Origin of the sequence: Serratia plymuthica NBRC 102599, assembly GCF_001590925.1 — a bacterium.
Lineage (GTDB): Bacteria > Pseudomonadota > Gammaproteobacteria > Enterobacterales > Enterobacteriaceae > Serratia > Serratia plymuthica.
Window position 1 is genome coordinate 1 of record NZ_BCTU01000033.1, and the last position, 17,885, is coordinate 17,885.

At 50.1% G+C, this 17,885-nt stretch carries 13 protein-coding genes; all 13 read right to left on the minus strand.

Features of this window, described 5'->3' with window-relative positions:
- Positions 1 to 2,215 (minus strand): type VI secretion system Vgr family protein (locus SPL01S_RS20695; protein ID WP_063202554.1); only part of this gene is annotated, 2,215 nt, incomplete at its 3' end.
- A 60-nt stretch (positions 2,216 to 2,275) separates the two neighbouring features.
- A complete protein-coding gene (locus tag SPL01S_RS20700) occupies positions 2,276 to 2,968 on the minus strand; it encodes a hypothetical protein (RefSeq protein WP_063202556.1) in 693 nt (230 codons plus the stop codon).
- 29 nt (positions 2,969 to 2,997) lie between these two features.
- Entirely contained in the window at positions 2,998 to 6,825 is a 3,828-nt protein-coding gene (gene tssM / locus SPL01S_RS20705; protein ID WP_063202558.1) for a type VI secretion system membrane subunit TssM, read from the minus strand.
- A gap of 11 nt (positions 6,826 to 6,836) precedes the next feature.
- Complete coding sequence (gene tssL, locus SPL01S_RS20710; protein ID WP_063202560.1) at positions 6,837 to 8,204, minus strand: type VI secretion system protein TssL, long form; 1,368 nt, start codon at positions 8,202 to 8,204, stop codon at positions 6,837 to 6,839.
- Entirely contained in the window at positions 8,204 to 9,550 is a 1,347-nt protein-coding gene (gene tssK, locus SPL01S_RS20715; protein WP_062789736.1) for a type VI secretion system baseplate subunit TssK, read from the minus strand. The genes tssL and tssK overlap by 1 nt, the downstream gene beginning before the upstream one ends.
- Before the next feature lie 3 nt (positions 9,551 to 9,553).
- Positions 9,554 to 10,090 (minus strand): type VI secretion system lipoprotein TssJ, encoded by a 537-nt coding sequence (tssJ, locus tag SPL01S_RS20720; RefSeq protein ID WP_063202563.1) that lies wholly within the window; start codon positions 10,088 to 10,090, stop codon positions 9,554 to 9,556.
- A gap of 144 nt (positions 10,091 to 10,234) precedes the next feature.
- A complete protein-coding gene (locus SPL01S_RS20725; protein WP_062789732.1) occupies positions 10,235 to 10,720 on the minus strand; it encodes an Hcp family type VI secretion system effector in 486 nt (161 codons plus the stop codon).
- A 186-nt stretch (positions 10,721 to 10,906) separates the two neighbouring features.
- Positions 10,907 to 12,406 (minus strand): type VI secretion system contractile sheath large subunit, encoded by a 1,500-nt coding sequence (gene tssC / locus SPL01S_RS20730; protein ID WP_062789749.1) that lies wholly within the window; start codon positions 12,404 to 12,406, stop codon positions 10,907 to 10,909.
- 15 nt (positions 12,407 to 12,421) lie between these two features.
- On the minus strand, positions 12,422 to 12,946 hold the full coding sequence (gene tssB, locus SPL01S_RS20735; protein ID WP_062789730.1) for a type VI secretion system contractile sheath small subunit: 525 nt from the start codon (positions 12,944 to 12,946) through the stop codon (positions 12,422 to 12,424).
- 91 nt (positions 12,947 to 13,037) lie between these two features.
- The gene (locus tag SPL01S_RS24855; RefSeq protein ID WP_081113177.1) at positions 13,038 to 13,625 is read right to left on the minus strand and encodes a fimbrial protein; all 588 of its coding nucleotides are present in this window, start codon (positions 13,623 to 13,625) and stop codon (positions 13,038 to 13,040) included.
- Positions 13,616 to 16,258 carry a fimbria/pilus outer membrane usher protein gene (locus SPL01S_RS20740; protein WP_232246033.1) on the minus strand — a complete coding sequence of 881 codons (2,643 nt, stop codon included), beginning with the start codon at positions 16,256 to 16,258 and terminating at the stop codon, positions 13,616 to 13,618. The genes SPL01S_RS24855 and SPL01S_RS20740 overlap by 10 nt, the downstream gene beginning before the upstream one ends.
- Before the next feature lie 86 nt (positions 16,259 to 16,344).
- Complete coding sequence (locus SPL01S_RS20745) at positions 16,345 to 17,091, minus strand: fimbria/pilus periplasmic chaperone (protein ID WP_445776071.1); 747 nt, start codon at positions 17,089 to 17,091, stop codon at positions 16,345 to 16,347.
- A gap of 125 nt (positions 17,092 to 17,216) precedes the next feature.
- Complete coding sequence (locus tag SPL01S_RS20750; RefSeq protein ID WP_063202571.1) at positions 17,217 to 17,759, minus strand: fimbrial protein; 543 nt, start codon at positions 17,757 to 17,759, stop codon at positions 17,217 to 17,219.
- Between the last annotated feature and the right edge of the window lie 126 nt (positions 17,760 to 17,885).

The window sequence follows — 17,885 nt, forward strand, 5'->3', positions numbered from 1 at the left end:
TCGGCGTTGGTGTCACCGTCGGAGCCGGCGTTGTCGTCTCCGTTGGGGCAGGCGTTGTCGTCTCCGTTGGGGCAGGCGTTGCCGTCTCCGTTGAGGTCGGCGTTGGTGGTTTAGGCGTAGGCAGCGGTGGTAGAGGAATAGTTACCCCTAACAGGCCGCGAATCTGCGGCATTCCCGGCAGACCAATCATGCCGCCGCCGCCACCGCCGCCGCCGCCGCCACAGTTGCTGCCGCAATCGCCCGGGTTGATATCCACCTCGCCGCCCTGGATAACGACCTTACTAGAACCGATAATTTTGATTTTACTCGCAGAGATGATCAACTCACCGCCTGCGGTGAAGGTCATCGCACCACCGGCTACCATGGTGCTTGCGCCCCCAACGGCAAGAGAGTGGTAGCCACCAACGTTGACCTGGTGGGCTCCGCCAACGGAAAGAGAGTGATATCCCCCTACGGTTGTCATAAATGCGCCGCCCACATTGATCCCTTTGGCTCCGATAACGTTATCGCTCTGGCATCCGCCAACCTGGATAGCCAGCGCCGCCCCAATCATGGCATTGCTGTTACCGACCACGTGAGACATATAGTTCGCACCAACGAACAGTTTTCGCGACACACCAACGTTAACGTTGGAATTCAGACCAATGGTCTGGTCTTCGTTGTGCTTGGTAAGGCGGCTCATATTCCGCTCTGCCTGTTCCCAATACTGCTCAAGGCCCGGCTTATCTTCAAAACGAATGCCGTTAAAATTACTGCGCCCCCCGCCGACGGTGCGGCTAATCAGCCCACTTTGCGTCGCATTAACGGGCAGATCCCACGGTGGCATAGTGACGTTGTTGTAAAGGCTGCCGGTAATCAACGGCCTGTCAGGATCGCCATTGATAAAATCAACAATCACTTCATGCCCGATACGTGGAATGTAAATCCCGCCGAAATTATTCCCCGCCCAGGCCTGGCTGACTCGCAACCAGCAAGAGTCCGACTCGCGGTTTTTACCGTAGCGATCCCAAAGGAAACGCACTTTTACCCGGCCGTATTCATCCGTCCAGATCTCCTCCCCCGGAGGACCAACGATAATGGCAGTTTGCGGACCGCTGGTTTTGGGCTTATCCACACTCATCGGATGGCGGTAAATTTTAGTGGTCGGTTGAACGGTAAAATCGCACTTGTAGCGGAATTCATCCCGCGATGCCAACTGGTCTACTTCCTCTACGACCAGGTGACTGCGTAGCACCATATATTCACGGTTAGCCTTATCAACGGGATAGTTCACCAGTTTGAAATCGCAGCCGCAGGCAATACCACGCAGTTCTCCGGAGCCTTCACAACGTGAACCTAAAGCTCCCCGTTCCTCCATACGAACGCGCGCCAGTTGCTCGCCGATATTTGGCTGTTCATAATCACCTGGCCAGTGGAATATCTCCATCTGGTTAAAACTGGTCTTACGCGGCTTACTGTCCAGCGCCATAATATCCGCGCGTGATTTGGTAAAATCATAGTCATTGGTAACCCATTTCCCGGAAGTGATGGTCTCCTGGAAATGAAACTGACTGATGTATTCCTGATCCATCTTCGGACGATCGGGGGCATACTGAATATCGTGGTAGGCTTCACTCGGGAATCGCTTATGCGCACCAACGTTATCAACTAAAATCAGCTTGTGATTTCTTCCGCTGTGCTCGAAAAACCAGTAAATCCCCCACTCTTCCATTAAACGCTCAATGAAATCGAAATCCGTTTCCCCATACTGAACCTGGAAATCGAGCAGGGGATAGCTTCCCGCCAGACGTTTTTCAAAAAGAAAGTTATAATCACCCAGCACTTCGTCAATAATATCCACCACGGATTTTTGTTGGAATATTTTGAAATCTGAAGTTAATTCTGCAAGATGAAGCCAGGGACGAATAATAAACTCATAAAGCGCCTGATAACCGTCACGCCCCACATAACGGGCTTTCTGTACCATGCCAGAAATTTCGCGAACATCTTTGCCAATCCCAACAAGATCGCCCAAGCCGTTGCCATCAAGTTCAATTTCAACAGTCATCTCTTTGCCGATCAAAGATTTCAGATCGACATTTGACGCCGCCTGCCAGGGAATAAGTGGATCAGCAGGCGTTTTAGCAGTAATCACATAGGAATAAAGCGAAGAAAGTGACTCTTCACCCTCCAGCTTTGAGATTACCAACGCCGGCACGCCAAGCAAAACCGGCATCGCCGAGCTGCTTAATTTAATAGTACGTGACATATAATCACCTGATGCTTTGTGAATATCTTAGAATGACGCGTTAGGCGATTTAGCCTCAGCGCGTCGTAACGGAATTCTCTGTGAATCCAATATGTTCCTGTGCCGACTTTGCCGCCAAATCCAGATACCCGCCTCCTGCTGAACACAGCCAGGCCAGTTTTTCCACGGCATAACCTCGACACCATCACTGCTGCGAATGTGAAAGTCTTCCTGTGCCCCCTCCCTGAGTAACACCTGAGAATGATTTTTAAAGCGCCAGGCAGGCGTCAAGGCAAAAGACTCCCAAAAAGGGGAGTAAGCTCGTTTTAATGCTTTGACCCATTGCCATAGCGGCCGCCAGTTTTTTTCTACCAGATCATTTTTCTGCACATTATTTAAAATCCGCGCAGCCCAGAAAGTCAGTGGGAATTCAGCGCGCATATTTCTCTGCAGCCACTGATAAGACACTGCGCTATATACGACAGCGAGTGATTCCTCTCCCTGCTCACCGCGAAAGACCATAAACGCACCGGCGTAGTTATATTTACCCCGTAGCGCTGAAGAAGAAATAACAAAGCACCACGGATAGTTTTCTGGTAAATAACCCTCTAGCATTAAGGAGCCTATGTTTGGAAGTATTTGTTGGGTAATAATGGAGCGCACCTCTCGCTGCCTCCTACCCAACCTGCGAAATAGGCCTACACGTGATTCATCAACAAGTAAATACAGGCGTAGCGACATAGTTCCCTCTAGCGTATGGTTGCCACTTTTTAATCATCGCCAGGGCAGCGGAAATCTTTCAGCAAATCCATAGCAAGTCTGTCTTTGAAATTCAATCCGGAGACCTCTATACGCGCTCGGCGCAAGTCCAGATCGTAAACCAAGACCGTTTCCCCTGAGTCGGTATAAACAATATCTCTGGCACTATCCAACCAGCGGAATAATGACCACGGGCCACTAAACGTCAGCGCAGAAGACCCAAAAGTGACACGCGGGGTAGCATTAAACGTAATTCTCGATGCCATGCGCGATGCAGGCCAGGTTACCGGTGTGGGTGATACCGGCCAGTGTGCGTAATTCACCTGTTTACCGTCGAAATTCATATTCAGTTGAGTAATCACCGGATCCAGATAAGGAACGGAGACCTCAAAAGCGAGCGCTAGTTTCCGGCCACCCTCCCCCTGGAAGAAGGCATCGCGAATGTCTACCACACGCTCGAAAACATCCAGCATATCCGCATAGCTGTCATCCGTATCGCCTTTGTAGCGCCACGGATGAGAGGAGGTATCCACTTTATCCGCCAGATTTTTCTTGAAGTATTCATCTGCCAATCCGCCCGCTGCAAAGAAACGCTCAAAGTCAGCCAACTTCACCTCTCGCTGACTATCAGCAAACGGATAACGCCCTGCCAGCGTAGTGCGGCATACCCGGCCAAGAGAGTCTTCGATGCCTTCATTACTTTTGGCAATAGCTTCACGGCTGGCTCGACGATAGGCATCATCCAGCAGCGGGCCGATCAGGTTAGGCAACGGATCGGGCCAGGTTTGAGATTCCGCGCTAATGTTCAGAGCCGTATTTGACAACGCCATCGAGTTACCGTTTTTCAACGCATCGTCATAAATGACGAACAACGTGTACTGTTCGCTCAATGCTCCCATTAGCTTGTTCAACTCCGAACCTCCCGATGCCAGACGTTCATTTCCCGCCGGCTCGTTGCTGCCGGTGACGAATTCGCGCAACGGGGCAAAATGATTATCTACCCGCTCTCTTAGCAGCTTCTTTTCCGCCGCGGCCCAGGCGAGATTCACTTTGGCTACCGCGTTTAAGATCTGTCCCTTATTATTGACGTTATCGAGCAACGATTTACCCTCCTTTCCCACCAGCGTGGTTTCCGCTACGGCGCGGCGTACCAGGTTAGCGAGTGGAGAATCCGCCGAACTCAACGTCCGCAGCATGTAAACATCCGCAGCTACCCCGGCCGTGCCGTAGTTCAGTTGCAGAACATCCGTTTTAATGCGGATGTTGCTCAAAAACTCTTGCCAGTGTCGGGTGTACTCATCCAGGTAGAGCGCCAGGATCTGCTGTTGAACCGGGTTAACCAGCACGCCGTTGTCCGCGACTTTCACCGGAGGCAGCGAGGCGTTGTCGCTTCCTTTGCCCAGAACCCAGGCATCCTCACGTTCTAGCCACATCAGGCCTAGATCCATTTTTTTTTTAAATAGCTCGTAATAGCCCGCCCGGGTAAACAGGCCTGGGATGGACGTCGTACCCCTTTCGTCTGCCAACGAAAAAAGCTCGCCGCCCCGCGATTTTGCCATCGCGCTGAGCGTCAAATCGGCCGGAGCATCCTGCGCCGCCGAGTCCTTGATGCGTTCGTAAAGGCGACTGGCCTGGTCCTGACGCTCCAGCATCGCCCGCGCATATTTCACCAGCCCCTCATCCGCAGCCTGGCCATAACGCCGCCACTCGGGCGAGGCAAAGAGATTCGTCAGATGCGAGACGAAGGTACTGCGCTCTTCGTAAGGCTGGAGCTTACCGTTCATTTCCCACAGTCCGGTGATGCCGTTGATCATATATTTCTGATCGAACTTCCCTTGAGCAAACACCTGTAGATAAAGCTTTAGTCGGCCATAAATCTGCTCTGACTTACCGTTATCAATCGCTTCCTGCAGCGCCTGGGTTGCCTGCTGCTCAATCTGTGGCAGCAAGAGCCTCTGAAGGAAGAACTGGTACAGCGAGTCTGAAGCATTCACCACATCCGTACCGGTATACAGGCCATAGCGCCACTCCATAGCCGGGTTGAAAATATCCAGCGTGCCGTATTCCGGAAGATACTGTGACAATGTCAGCAGGCGGGGAAGCAGCTTGTCATTGGAGGTTTTGACAAAACGGTTAACTTCGGTGCTCAGTGCGCCAACCTTTGTCTCCACGGCATCCAGATACTCAGTATTGTGACGGTAGCTGTTATAGAAGCCATTCAACAGGATAAAGGCCACAAAGAGACATAGCGTATGTCCCAGAAAACGCTGCAGGCGATACTTCGATTCGTTAGCCAGATTATGACGCGCCAAATCAACGTCTTTTACGATGACGTCGCTGAACAGCTGTTTAAGGAAATACTGCCGGCCGTAGGACACATCGTTGATAAGAAAATCACGATCGCCTTGCAGGGCAGCCAAGGAGGCCGTTGCCGTCGGGGTTTTATTCTCAACGTAATTGAACCATTTGCGCATAATGCTCTGGTTATTCAGCAGACTAAAGTCAACCGGCTGATGGCTACTTGAGAAATAAATGCCGCGCAACAGGGTATAGCTCTGCGTTTCATCGTAACGGGAGGCAAAAAAGATGTTGTTAACCACTTCGGCTACCATGCCGGAAAGCAGGTGAAAATCCTGAGGCAACGCATACATTTTCTTGCGATCGCGATTGTCATACTCTTCCTGCTGACGCACGATCATCTCCCGCTCGATACGCTCTTCAAGCAACAAAAACTCTTCTTTTATCTGGTCATGCAGCTCAGACACGGAAGTGGTTCTGCCATTACCATACGGGAAAGTGCACCCCCAAATCTGTTCACGCTCCTTCTCGGTCAGGATCCTGAAATACTCCGCAAACCCTGGCAGTTGATCTAGCTTGGTGACCAACACATACACCGGGAAACGTACGCCCAGCGTCTGACGTAAATCGTCCACTCTGGCGCGCAGGCTGGCGGCCAGCTCAAACAGCTCCGCTTTGTTGCGCCCCATGACATCGGCGGCGGAAAACGTGATCACTGCGCCATTCAGCGCTTTGACCGGGCGGTGCTTTTTAAGGGCTTTGAGCATCGCACGCCATTCGTTGAGATGCTTTCCTGGCTCACTAACATATTTCCCAGAGGTATCGATATAGATGGCATCATTGGCAAACCAACATTCGCAATTACGCGTCTGCGGCGCTGATTTACCGACCTGGTTAAGCTGTTCCGGCAGCGGGAAGTTCTGCCCGGAAGCCAGAATAGCAGACGTCTTCCCGGCATTTTCGGTGCCGAGAATCATGTACCAAGGCAGAATATCAAGCGGCTTACGCGCCAGAAACACGCGCTGGAAAAAGGAGAGGTTGCTGCGATTTTTATTAACGTAATCGACCGCATTACCGATAGCGGAGACGACTTCAGAGGTGTCATTCTCCTCTGCTGGAGCTTTATTACGGACAAATTTATCGAGCAGCGCCGGGTTATCTTTTAACGCCAGCAACAGCAGCCACAGACCATACAGCAGTGTAATCAGCAATATAGCTGCGATAACTGCCAGTCTGACGCTGATCGGCGCTAACGGGTGTTTTTCCCCCACCAGCAAGAAGGGGCCAAGAACCCAGACCAGTACGCAAAGCGCAGCGGTAATGACAATGAAGACCGGCCAACGCAACCAGCAGCTCACCAGGCAAAACACCGCCAGCAGGATGAAGATAATACGCGATTCAATGCTCAGCAAAGGACGCGACTCACCAAATCCAAAGAATGGCCCAAGGAACCAGATAGCGGCGACCAATAGTCCAATACAGCACACTATCAGCAGCGCCTTCAGAAACCGCGCCGCGAAGACTCTATTAAAATAAGACATTGTTGCTCTCGTTAATACGTGACAAAAAACTCTACGCGGCGATTCTTCGCGCGCCCCTGAGGAGTGGCATCGGAGGCCAGCGGCTGGTTATTCCCAGCCCCTTTAACTTTCACCTTGCTCTCAGGCAATCCTGCCGCAATGAAATAGCGGGCCACTTCCGCCGCACGTTTTTCCGACAGCACAACGTTATTGGGCAATCCCGGTCGGTCAATGGGCGTTGCATCAGAATGGCCAACAATAACGATATCCCCGCTGACGCGGCGAACCTCCCGGGCCACACGTTCGATGACCTTCACCATTTCCGGCTGGACCTTGGTCGAGCCTGATAAAAACAACGAATCGCCCTTCAGCACGACTTTGCTCTGTTTTTGGGTTTCATCAACGCTGAGCAACTGCTGCTGAATTTCGTTACGAAGTAAAATGGCCAGCCTCAGACGCATTTTCATCTGCGGCGTGGTCGCATTAATGTTTTGCATCGCGTAGATATCATTGGTAATGCGATCGCCACGCACGGACAGCCAGTACTTGCACCAGATAAAAGCGGAAACCACCAAGACGCCCGCGCACATCGCAGTCAGCCTTACCGGAACGATCAGTTTCTCGCGCCGCGCCGAGCCATATGGCTGCATTCCATGCGGCGACAGTACCGGCTGGGTGGTATCGCGGGTACTTTGAATCAGGGTCAGCAGGCGCTGACGGATTTTTGTCAGTTGGCGATCGCCATCTTCAATGATGCTATAGCGCCCCTCGAAACCTAACCCAAGAATGAGCAACAGCACCTCGAGCACATCTGCAAACTCAGTGGGGTTCATGGAAAGACGACCGATAAGCAGGAAGAATTTGTTCCCGCCATCGTTGTCCCCCTCAAAATGGTTCAACAGGTTGCTCTGCGACCAGCCGGATTCCAGCCCCCACGGCGCGGTATGCGCCGCTTCGTCAAGCGCAGTACAGAGGCAATAACGAACTATCGCCATCTTTTTCCACGGGATGTTCACTTCGTCGCAGACAATACTGAACAGATTGATCTGGCTTTTAAGCGTATTTTTCAGGATCTCGACGTGGGAAATGTCGGTAATCTGCTCCGGCATATCGCTAAGCGCACGCAGCAGGGGCTGAGCCGCCTCCAGCAGCGGATTCTCAGCCTTGCTCACTTTCAGCATTCGCTGCTGTACGCTCTCGCTTTTCAATACCCGCTCATTTTTGTACGACTTATCGTCAACGCCAGGCACTGCGCTCTGGCTAGCCTGAGTGATGGCAGGCTCCTGAATCCAGTCACCCTGCTCATCAAGAAGGAATTTTCCCTGCGCTTGCGGAGAGTTTGTTTCCTCGAGAGCGTGTTCGGAAGAAGCCGCTGCCTGCTGGCTAATATCGTCTTTCATCAGCCCCTGATTCCCCAGAGTTCCATTTTCAAGCCGGGAAACTCACCGGCGATGTGCAGCGCCAACGCGCCTGTGGCCGAGATCCTCTCCCAGAAAGGTCCGTTTTTAAGCAACTCGAAATAGACATAACCCGTGCTGTAAGGAATTTGACGCGGCGGAACCGGCAACCCCTGCAGCACCAGCCCTGGCAAGTGCGAACGAACCAATTCATGCAACTGTTGCGGGGCGCTGATTTTGGCTTGTGCCTGAAACTGCTGCTGCAGGACATCCATTGGCATCTGCGCGTGCACGGCCAGCACCAGGTTCGAGAACGAACGCAATTCAGTAGGCAACATCGATGCCGACCAGACGCCATTGCCTTTGGCGTGCAGATCGATGAGCTGCCCTGCCCGTACCAGAATCTGATTAAGCAAGTCATTCACGTCATCCACCAGCGGACGAATAGAAGGATAAAGTCTGGCATGGTCATACCCCGGCGCACTTTTTGGGCGTCGGGTTTTGGTGCGGACAAAGGTCGACAGCTCCCCCGCCAACTTTGCCAATTCTTCATAAAGCACAATCGGTGGCAGCTCGGGGATATGACGCAGGTGATCGAGGATCGGCTCGTACTTGTTGAAAATTTGCAGCAGCAAATAGTCAACGATTTCCGCACTGGCACTGGCTTTGCCGTCTGAAGAGGACAGGCGACTCGCCAACATCTCTGCGCGCATTTTCACCAGCCCGTTAAGGTGCGTCAGCCATTCACTAAGCAGGGGGTTGGCCGCGTAGCCGGTCACTGGGGGAATATAATCCTCCAGATGCAACAACACGCTCCCGTCCGGCTGAATCGCCTTCACCCTGGTCAACGCCAGGCCGATCCAGGATTCGGTCATCTCCGCCTGCGAAACCAGTTTCAATCTGAGTTTCGCAAGCTGTACCGGTTTCGGCCCCTGGCGAATAGAGTTGGTATCGCAAAGCTCGGCTTCCTGCGCACGAAAACGCGCCAGTGAACTGGCGTCGTGCTGGCTGAAAATGGTTTCATCGCTGTTATCAAGGCGCAGCGGCACGGCCAGATAGATGCTCTTACCCAGATGCTCAGGCAAAATCGTTAGCGGTTCCGGCAGGTCCGCGTGATCGGGGATGTCAAAAGGCGTGCCATCCGGTAATACACCGCGCGCGGAACGAAGAACCAATTTCCCATAGCTCAGCGCTTCACGGTCGATTTCGTATTGCGAGAATCCCCAGTAAAAAGGGCTCAGCGTCGATGCGCGTTTATGTGCGTAATATTCAAAATAACGTTCTTGCTGTTGAAAAAGTTGCGGGCGTAGAAACAACCCTTCACTCCAGACGACTTTATTCGTTCTCACGGCTTAATCCATTTTTTTGATTGTAATTGCTGTTTTTTGGAAGTGAGCATTCAATTCAAGCGAATCATCGCTAAAAAATTTCCGCCACCACGACTTTTTCTTTTTTGGTAAGTCCCAACTCACCAGCCAGAGCGAATCGTTAAGATCGCGATATGCACCAACAAACCCGAGGGTTCTGGCATCGCTGTCTGGTTTGATTAAAACAGCGCGCGATTCTCCAGGCTGTAGTATCGCCTCATAAATTTTTGAAGCTGCGCTTTGCACAGGCTTACTACTGCCATCAACAATTTCAAAAAAATCGGCATTACTGAAAACATCCGTTTCTTTTACATTGAAGATAAATATATTTAGTGGTGCCGACCTTCCCTGCCCGTTGGGGTTAATATCTTTGTCTGCAATCAGATTTATTTTAATTTCACCGGCTGCTGGCTTAGGTTCTTTGCTACTGCTGCAGGAGGCTAAAACGACTGTCATCAATATCGCCACTGCCCCCGTCAGCATACCCTGCCGATATTTTGTTATTTCTGTTCTGCAAAACATATCCCCACCTACGCAATCTATTTTTCTGAACGATTCATTTTTTGTTGGTGACTAATCAGATAACCCTGGTGCCTGTTACCTCTCCGTCTGATGGGAGTTTTGCCGCCAAAGCGGCAAAACTCTTTTTTAGTTTACCCGGCAGTATTAGCTGCGCAGGTTAGCTTTAACGTCGTAGCTGGTAGAGATAACACCAGATTTAGCGCCTTCAGCATTTTGCATAACATAATCCTGAGTCACTTTAGTGAAGGCAAAGGTCACTCTTTCACGCGGACGAGTTTCATCTTCACGGGAACCGGCCGTTTCAACACGAGTAATAATTACATCGGTGAATTTAATGGTCAGGTATTCCAGAGGATCGCCACCCGCTTTACGCACCACAAACTGAATGTCTTTGATGTGTTTACCAGACAGACAGTAGCTCAGCAAATTGGTGCTGGCTTTGTCGACATAGTGCTCAAAGCAGAAGTCGTCTACGGTTGCTTTACCGGAACCGCCGCCAGAACCACTGTGCATATTTGAATGCTGAGAGCTGGACCACTGCCATGAAAGCACTTCGATTTCATTTTTATGGGAAGCATCCAGGGACTCGCCTTCGATGCCGTTAATTTTAATAAACATATCCTGAGCCATAATATTTCCTTTATCTGCTCTCATTGAAAAAGTTACACAGGGTGTAACAGACTAGATTAAGACAGGGGAATATTTACATCTAAATAAAATATTACCCCTGGCTTTTTCGGCGCGCAAGAAACCCCGGCGCAGCCGTATTTACCAAGAAGAATAAAAATAAGTATTCTTCAAATTTACTTATCGAAATTAAGCTACATCTTTAAGCGAAGGTAATTTAGCAACCATACGCAGAGAGACGGTCAGCCCTTCCAGTTGGAAATGCGGACGCAGGAAGAACTTCGCCTGGTAATAACCTGGGTTACCCTCAACGTCTTCCACCACCACCTCTGCCGCAGCCAGCGGACGGCGGGCTTTGGTTTCCTGAGAAGAGTTTGCCGGGTCGCCGTCTACGTAATTCATCACCCAGTTATTCAACCAGCGCTGCATATCTTCACGTTCTTTGAAGGAACCGATCTTGTCACGCACGATACATTTCAGATAATGAGCAAAGCGCGAACAGGCAAACAGGTACGGTAAACGGGCAGAAAGGTTCGCGTTTGCCGTAGCGTCCGGATCGTAATATTCCGCAGGTTTCTGCAAGGACTGAGCGCCAATAAATGCCGCATAGTCTGTATTTTTACGGTGCACCAGTGGAATAAAACCATTTTTGGCCAGTTCAGCTTCGCGACGATCGGAAATCGCGATTTCAGTCGGACACTTCATATCCACGCCGCCATCGTCGGTCGGGAAGGTATGACACGGAAGATCCTCCACTACACCGCCACTCTCAACACCGCGGATCATGGTGCACCAGCCGTAGTTTTTGAACGAACGGTTGATGTTTACCGCCATCGCATATGCGGCATTAGACCAAACATATTTGCTGTGATCCGCACCGTCAGTCGTTTCTTCAAAGTTAAAGTTATCGACAGGATTGGTGTCGATCCCATACGGCAAACGGGCGAGGAAACGCGGCATCGCCAGGCCGATATAACGAGAATCCTCAGACTGGCGCAGCGAGTTCCATGCTGCATACTCCAGGTTTTGAGTGAAAATTTTCGTCAGATCACGCGGGTTAGCCAACTCTTGCCATGAATCCATCTGCATCACAGACGGCGAAGCGCCAGTGATAAATGGCATATGGGCGGAAGCGGCAACCTTGCCCATAGAAGAAAGCAGATCCACATCCGGTGCGCTGTGATCGAAGTGATAATCTGCCACCAGACAACCGTATGGTTCTCCGCCAAGCTGACCATACTCTTCTTCGTAAATTTGCTTGAATATCGGGCTCTGATCCCAAGCGATACCTTTATAGCGCTTCATATTACGTCTCAGGTCTTCTTTTGAGATGTCCATAAAACGCAGCTTCAGCTTTTCATCGGTTTCGGTGTTATAGACCAGGTAGTGCAGGCCACGCCATGCGCTTTCCAGTCGCTGAAACTCTTCGTGATGAAGGATCAGGTTTATCTGTTCAGAAAGCTTGAGATCGATTTCCGCGATAATCGCCGCGATGTTTTTGTACGCATCGTCTGCAATGGTGATCGAGGTGGTCAATGCCTGCTCGGCAAGGGTTTTCACCGCGATTTCAACTGCCGTTTTCGCCTGATCAGATTTCGGCTTAAACTCACGGGTCAGCAAGGCATTAAAATCATTTTGCGTTGTGGCCTGCGTCGTAGCCTGTTTATTTGTTTCTGCTTGAGTTGCCATCATTCTCTCTCTACATCACTTTTGGGACGTGGCTTCATCAGCCTGTTTTGGCTTAGGAGTCGAAGCCAGCGTATTCAACAGCGACTTATCTTTAAGCACTTTCATCACCAGACTTTCCGCGCCTGCCTTGCCGTCCATATAGGTTTGCAGGTTAGCAAGCTGAGTACGCGCCTCAAGCAACTGCGATAATGAATCGACTTTGCGGGCGATGGCATCCGGAGCAAAATCATCCATGCTCTCAAAGGTCATATCGACCATCAGTTGCCCTTCGCCTGTTAAGGTATTAGGCACCGCGAACGCCACTCGAGGCCGCATGGCTTTCATACGTTCGTCAAAGTTGTCGATATCAATGCTCAGGAATTTCCTGTCCGTAACCGGAGGCAGCGGCTCCAGCGGCTTACCAGACAGGTCAGCCAAAACACCCATAACAAACGGCAGCTCTATTTTCTTTTCACTGCCATAAATCTCCACGTCGTACTCAATCTGTACGCGTGGCGCACGATTACGTGCAATAAATTTTTGCGAATTACTTTTGCTCATAGTAATAAATACTCTTTAATAACCGTTTATGGATAAACTGTCGTTCGCTTGATGGTTAACGTTAAGATAATTATCCAGCCTCGCCCCTCTATTATTTATAAACAAGCTCAACCCCTGCTACTGCATGAACTTTTCCTGCAGTAACGGCTGAGTCCCCCTTTGCATAATAGCTCGTTGTAAATCTGTGACTCAATGGTTCGCCAGTAGAGGGGATAAGATACTCCTGCCCTGACGCAGCATTGTTAATAATAACCGGTGAGTCATTTTCTTTTCGTAGCCTGATTTGTACGTTACGACTGAGCAGCGTACCTTTATCATTTATTAAATTACCGGTTTCTGCATCTGCACCAGTAACGCTACTGTTAAAAAATACCGTCACCGTCCGACTGGCAGGGCAGTCCTTCAATGTAATATAAAAGGGCATGCTTCCTGCTTCATTGCCATTTTTATTGAGAGATTCCACCGCCACTCGCGGCAAATTAACCACTTCATTACTGCTGGCGTTATTAATTACTACATTGCATGTTTCGTCCGTATATTTACCAGTAAAATATACATTTATTGAACAATCCGTCAAGCAAGCATTTGCCGAAAATAACAGTTGCCCAGCAATTAATGTCGTATATAGAGAAATACGGAAAAGCTTAATGCCCGGTGTAGTCGTAATGATTAATGACATAGAACCTCCACCTGAGTAATTGCGCCTAAAGTGCTATTAATTTTATGGACAATGTTGCCATCAGAATAAATGGTACAAAGGCGTTTGCCGGATGTATTTTTAACATACAGATTATTCTTCCCTGCTTGCCAGCCGCGAACAAATGCCATCCCCCCCTGCCCAATAATGCCGAGACTGTTGTTGTTTTCATCAGCCATATCGGCGCCAATTGGCAAAGGTTTACCTTGTTTATCACGTACAATTAATACTACGGGGTCGCCAACCATCGTTTTAACATCGACTTTCACTGCCGCCCCCATACGAGGAATAACGGTACTTTCACTTTCCAATACATCAACCGTATCCGGAAGCCCCTGGGTGTTCACCGCAACGGTATTCTCGCGATAGGGCGTCAGGGAGGGCACGATGGCATAACCGTTGGCATCAATCCTTGAACCATATCCGTTAAGCATTCTGGCACCTTCAGCACCCGGCGCGTTCACCAGCGCAAACGGATAATCACCCAAACGTGGGCCAGCAGTTATCCCGCCGCCGTGCGCCACCAGGCTACCGTTCGCCGAGAACGAAAGCTGACGTGATTTATTCCCAACCGAAGCAGTGGACCCAAATTGCCCCACCGGGGAGTTATAGTTCAGGTTGCCGTTAAAGGCCGCTTGGGAAGCATCATTCTTCGCGCTGGAAACCGAGGTCCCGACGCCGTAGTTCAGCTCATTTTGATCCCCCTGACTACCAATGGCGTTTGCCTGAATCGAGTTGGTACCGCTGCTGTCGTGAGAAACGGAAGAATAAAGCGAGCTAAATGCGGGTTTATCAACAATGCTGCGTTGTCCCAAGGGAACGCTGACGGAAAACATCACGCTATCCACATCATGCCCGCCGCTGTTGTATGACCGTGAAGCCGAAACTCCCCAAGAAAAATAACGCTCGGATTTATTATACGAAAGCATGTACTGGCTGGTAGGCGAGCGACCATCCCAGTAATTGTAAAAATTTCCGGACAAATTTATCCTTCCGCCGTGCCACAGTGGCTGGCCCACGCTGAGGGTGAATCGCTGCCGGGTACGATAATCCGCCATATAGCGATCGTTCTTTTCCCCATAGCGATCCAGCGCTGCATCTCTCAGACTGTAAAAGCCACTCGATGAATATCGGTAGGCAGCCAAAGTGATGTCGGTTGCCGTAGACTCCACATATTTGCTGAACCCAACATTGAAACTGTTACCAGAAGCAACTTTGCCACTTCCCAGGTCACTGCGTGCACGGGTAACGTCCATCGACACGCCGCCCAATGGCGTGTTAAATGCATGCCCTAGCCCCAACGCAACATAATTGTCAGAAAGCTGGCCGCCACCATACAACGTATACATATTGCCGATGCCGTACTGATAAAAACCTTGTGCCATCCCCGGTTTTTCTAATAGCGAATCATCCTGCAGTTTGCCTACGGTTAGGCCAAAACGGGCCACGCCATCATGCAGCAGCATAGGTGGGGCCGAGAAAGGAACCACCTGAGTTCTCTGACGGCCATCAGCCTCGGTTACCGTGACCTGTAGATCGCCGCCGTAACCCATGGCGCCAATATCACTGATTTCAAAAGGTCCTGGCGGCACCGTAGTTTCATATAAGGTCAGGCCACGCTGGATAATCTGCACTTTCGCGTTACTTTCAGCTATGCCGCGCACCAAGGGCGTGTAGTATCGCAACCCATCCGGCAGCATTCGATCATCGGACTGCAGTTGAATGCCCCGAACGGTCAGACTGTCGAACAGATCACCGCTGGTCGTACTGTCGCCAAGCGTCAACTGGCTTTTCAACACTGGCACTTCTCGCTGAAGATAGGTGAACTGAGACTGAGTATGCGCCGAAGCATCGCTGCTCCAGTTCGTATTGAGTCGCTTGCGCAAACGCCAGTCGTAAAAGTTCAGGCCCGCCAACAATCCTAAATTGCCACTGACGGAGTGGCCGTCATTACCGCTGAAGCTATCGGATGCCTGCTGAACATAGAAGTTAGAGTTATAGTCCAACAGCCCCGCAGTAATGCCTGAATCCCAGGAACTCGGATCGGTATAACCCCGCGGGTACTGCACCAGATACGCCTGGGGCACCACCAGATCGAGATGAAAATCCCCGGACACATAATTGGCTTTCGCGCCGCTAATCCACCGATCAATCATGGCGCACTGAGCTTTTTCTTCGGAGCCGCTTTTATCGGCTACCTTCGACACCGGTTCGGCCGCAGTCTTAATGCCCAGGCGGATCAGTTCTTGTTGATTAAAACAGGGTTGGGCACTAATTCGCCCTTCAACCGACGTGAACACCACTTTACGCTGCCCCCGGTTTTCACCATTCACAGAGACAGAGACTGCATATTCACCGACGGGAACCGGGTTTTCTTGATAATATTGCGTGACATCAACGCTAAGGCCATGAATGAATGCGCCATTAAATTTCACATTTTCAGAACGAGTTTCACTTTCAGTACCTACAGGAAAATGCCCAGCATTGTTCTGAGCAAACACAGAAAAACCAATCCCTAAAGAAGTAATAAGGATATGACGGACTGCATACGCTATCTTAGATACACATATCGCTCGTCGTGCATATTTTTTTATTTCTCTCGGTTTCACTTCCATGTCTCCCTGAACACAATGCGTGGATTCCAGGCTCCACATAAAACAGCCATCCTAGCCCGAACGGATAATCTAAAATTATTATAATTCTACTGTTTTATTGTTAATTCCTTGCCTGACGAAGCGGTCAACTTATATTCAACCACACTACCATAATCACTAATAATGTTAACATTCACGCTGCTCACGGCAGCCGGTGCATTACCTTTACTTTCCAGTAAGAAGTCTTTGCTCCCAAACGGCGGAATCATATCAACATCCAGAGGGTATTTAACACCATTGGAGATTATTGATGCCGAATCGAACGAGAAGTAATACGGCGTAGGGTTGGTTACCTTAATGCCTTTAGCCGGAGAAATAATTTCCCAATGCATTTTTTCAACCTCCTGTGTGCTGCTACTTTTTAGCACCGTAGGCCGGTAGAAAATTTTAATCCGCGTTCTGAAAGCCAGTTCAAGATGATCGGTTTCTTTCGCCGTTTCTTTCATCGGCGGAATTTCCAGTAAATTAAACCAAAATACCGACTCTCGGTCCTGTGGCAGGGTCATACCGTTATAAATAAGACGTATGCTTTGCCCCTTTCCTGGTTCAACGCGATAAACAGGTGGCGTGACGGTAAACGGAACTTTTATGCTATTAATATCATCATTCGCACTGCCGTCGTCGACCCAAACCTGCGCCAGCAAGGGCATATTTCCCTTGTTGGTAGTTCTAACGGTGTGCTCACGCTCAGCGCCCGGAAAAATAATACGGGTACCGGAAATTGTCATGCCGGCAAAAGCCATCTGGCTCGTTAAAGCCAGAAAGACAAGAGCATTAGTTAATTTTGAAAATATTTTACGTTGATATTTCATAGCACTACCCTGCACGTGTCCATCCCATCTGATAAAAGGTAAACAGGAACGTTTCTTAATAAGGGGCGAAAATTCGCCCCCCGGTTTCAACCTAACAGGCTGGTTTATTACGGATAAGCCAAGGTATAACGCGCTTGGGCATAAACCAGGCCAGCAGTGGTAGCCGCCGTTGCGTAATAACCACCGTAGTAGCGCATAGTGGCTTTACCGCTGACGACATTCGCCGCCACGCCGGTTTCACCCAGCTTCAACTGCTTCTCGTTCGAGTCGTACAGACGAACCTGAACGTTTGTCGCTTTGGTGCTAGTACCCGAATATTGGTTGGTCAGGTTACCGGTGGTGCTATCCACACCGCTGCTGCTAATCGCTTCAAAATGCGCGGCAACTTTAGTAATGCCTTCCGGGCATAGTTCAACATTCAGATCGAAACCTTTGGAACCGGCACTGGTACCGGCAGCGTTAAGGGTCTGAATGGCAATTTTTGGCAGTTGAACCTGGCGGTTAACGGAGTCGCTGACAATGGAGCAGGTACTACTAATCAGTTCGCCGTTAAAAGTGACAGTACCCTGGGTTACTTCGTTCGCAGCCAGTGCGGAAGTGGATGCAGCGGCCAGCGCCATAGCGCACAATGTTAATTTTACTTTATGCATTTAATAATTCCCTATATTTATATTATCCAAATAAATTTAACGATTGATATATCGTTCTCATACCATCCTGATTTAAATTATTCCGTCGGCACACCCTCCATTTGCATCACAATATCAATCCCCTTC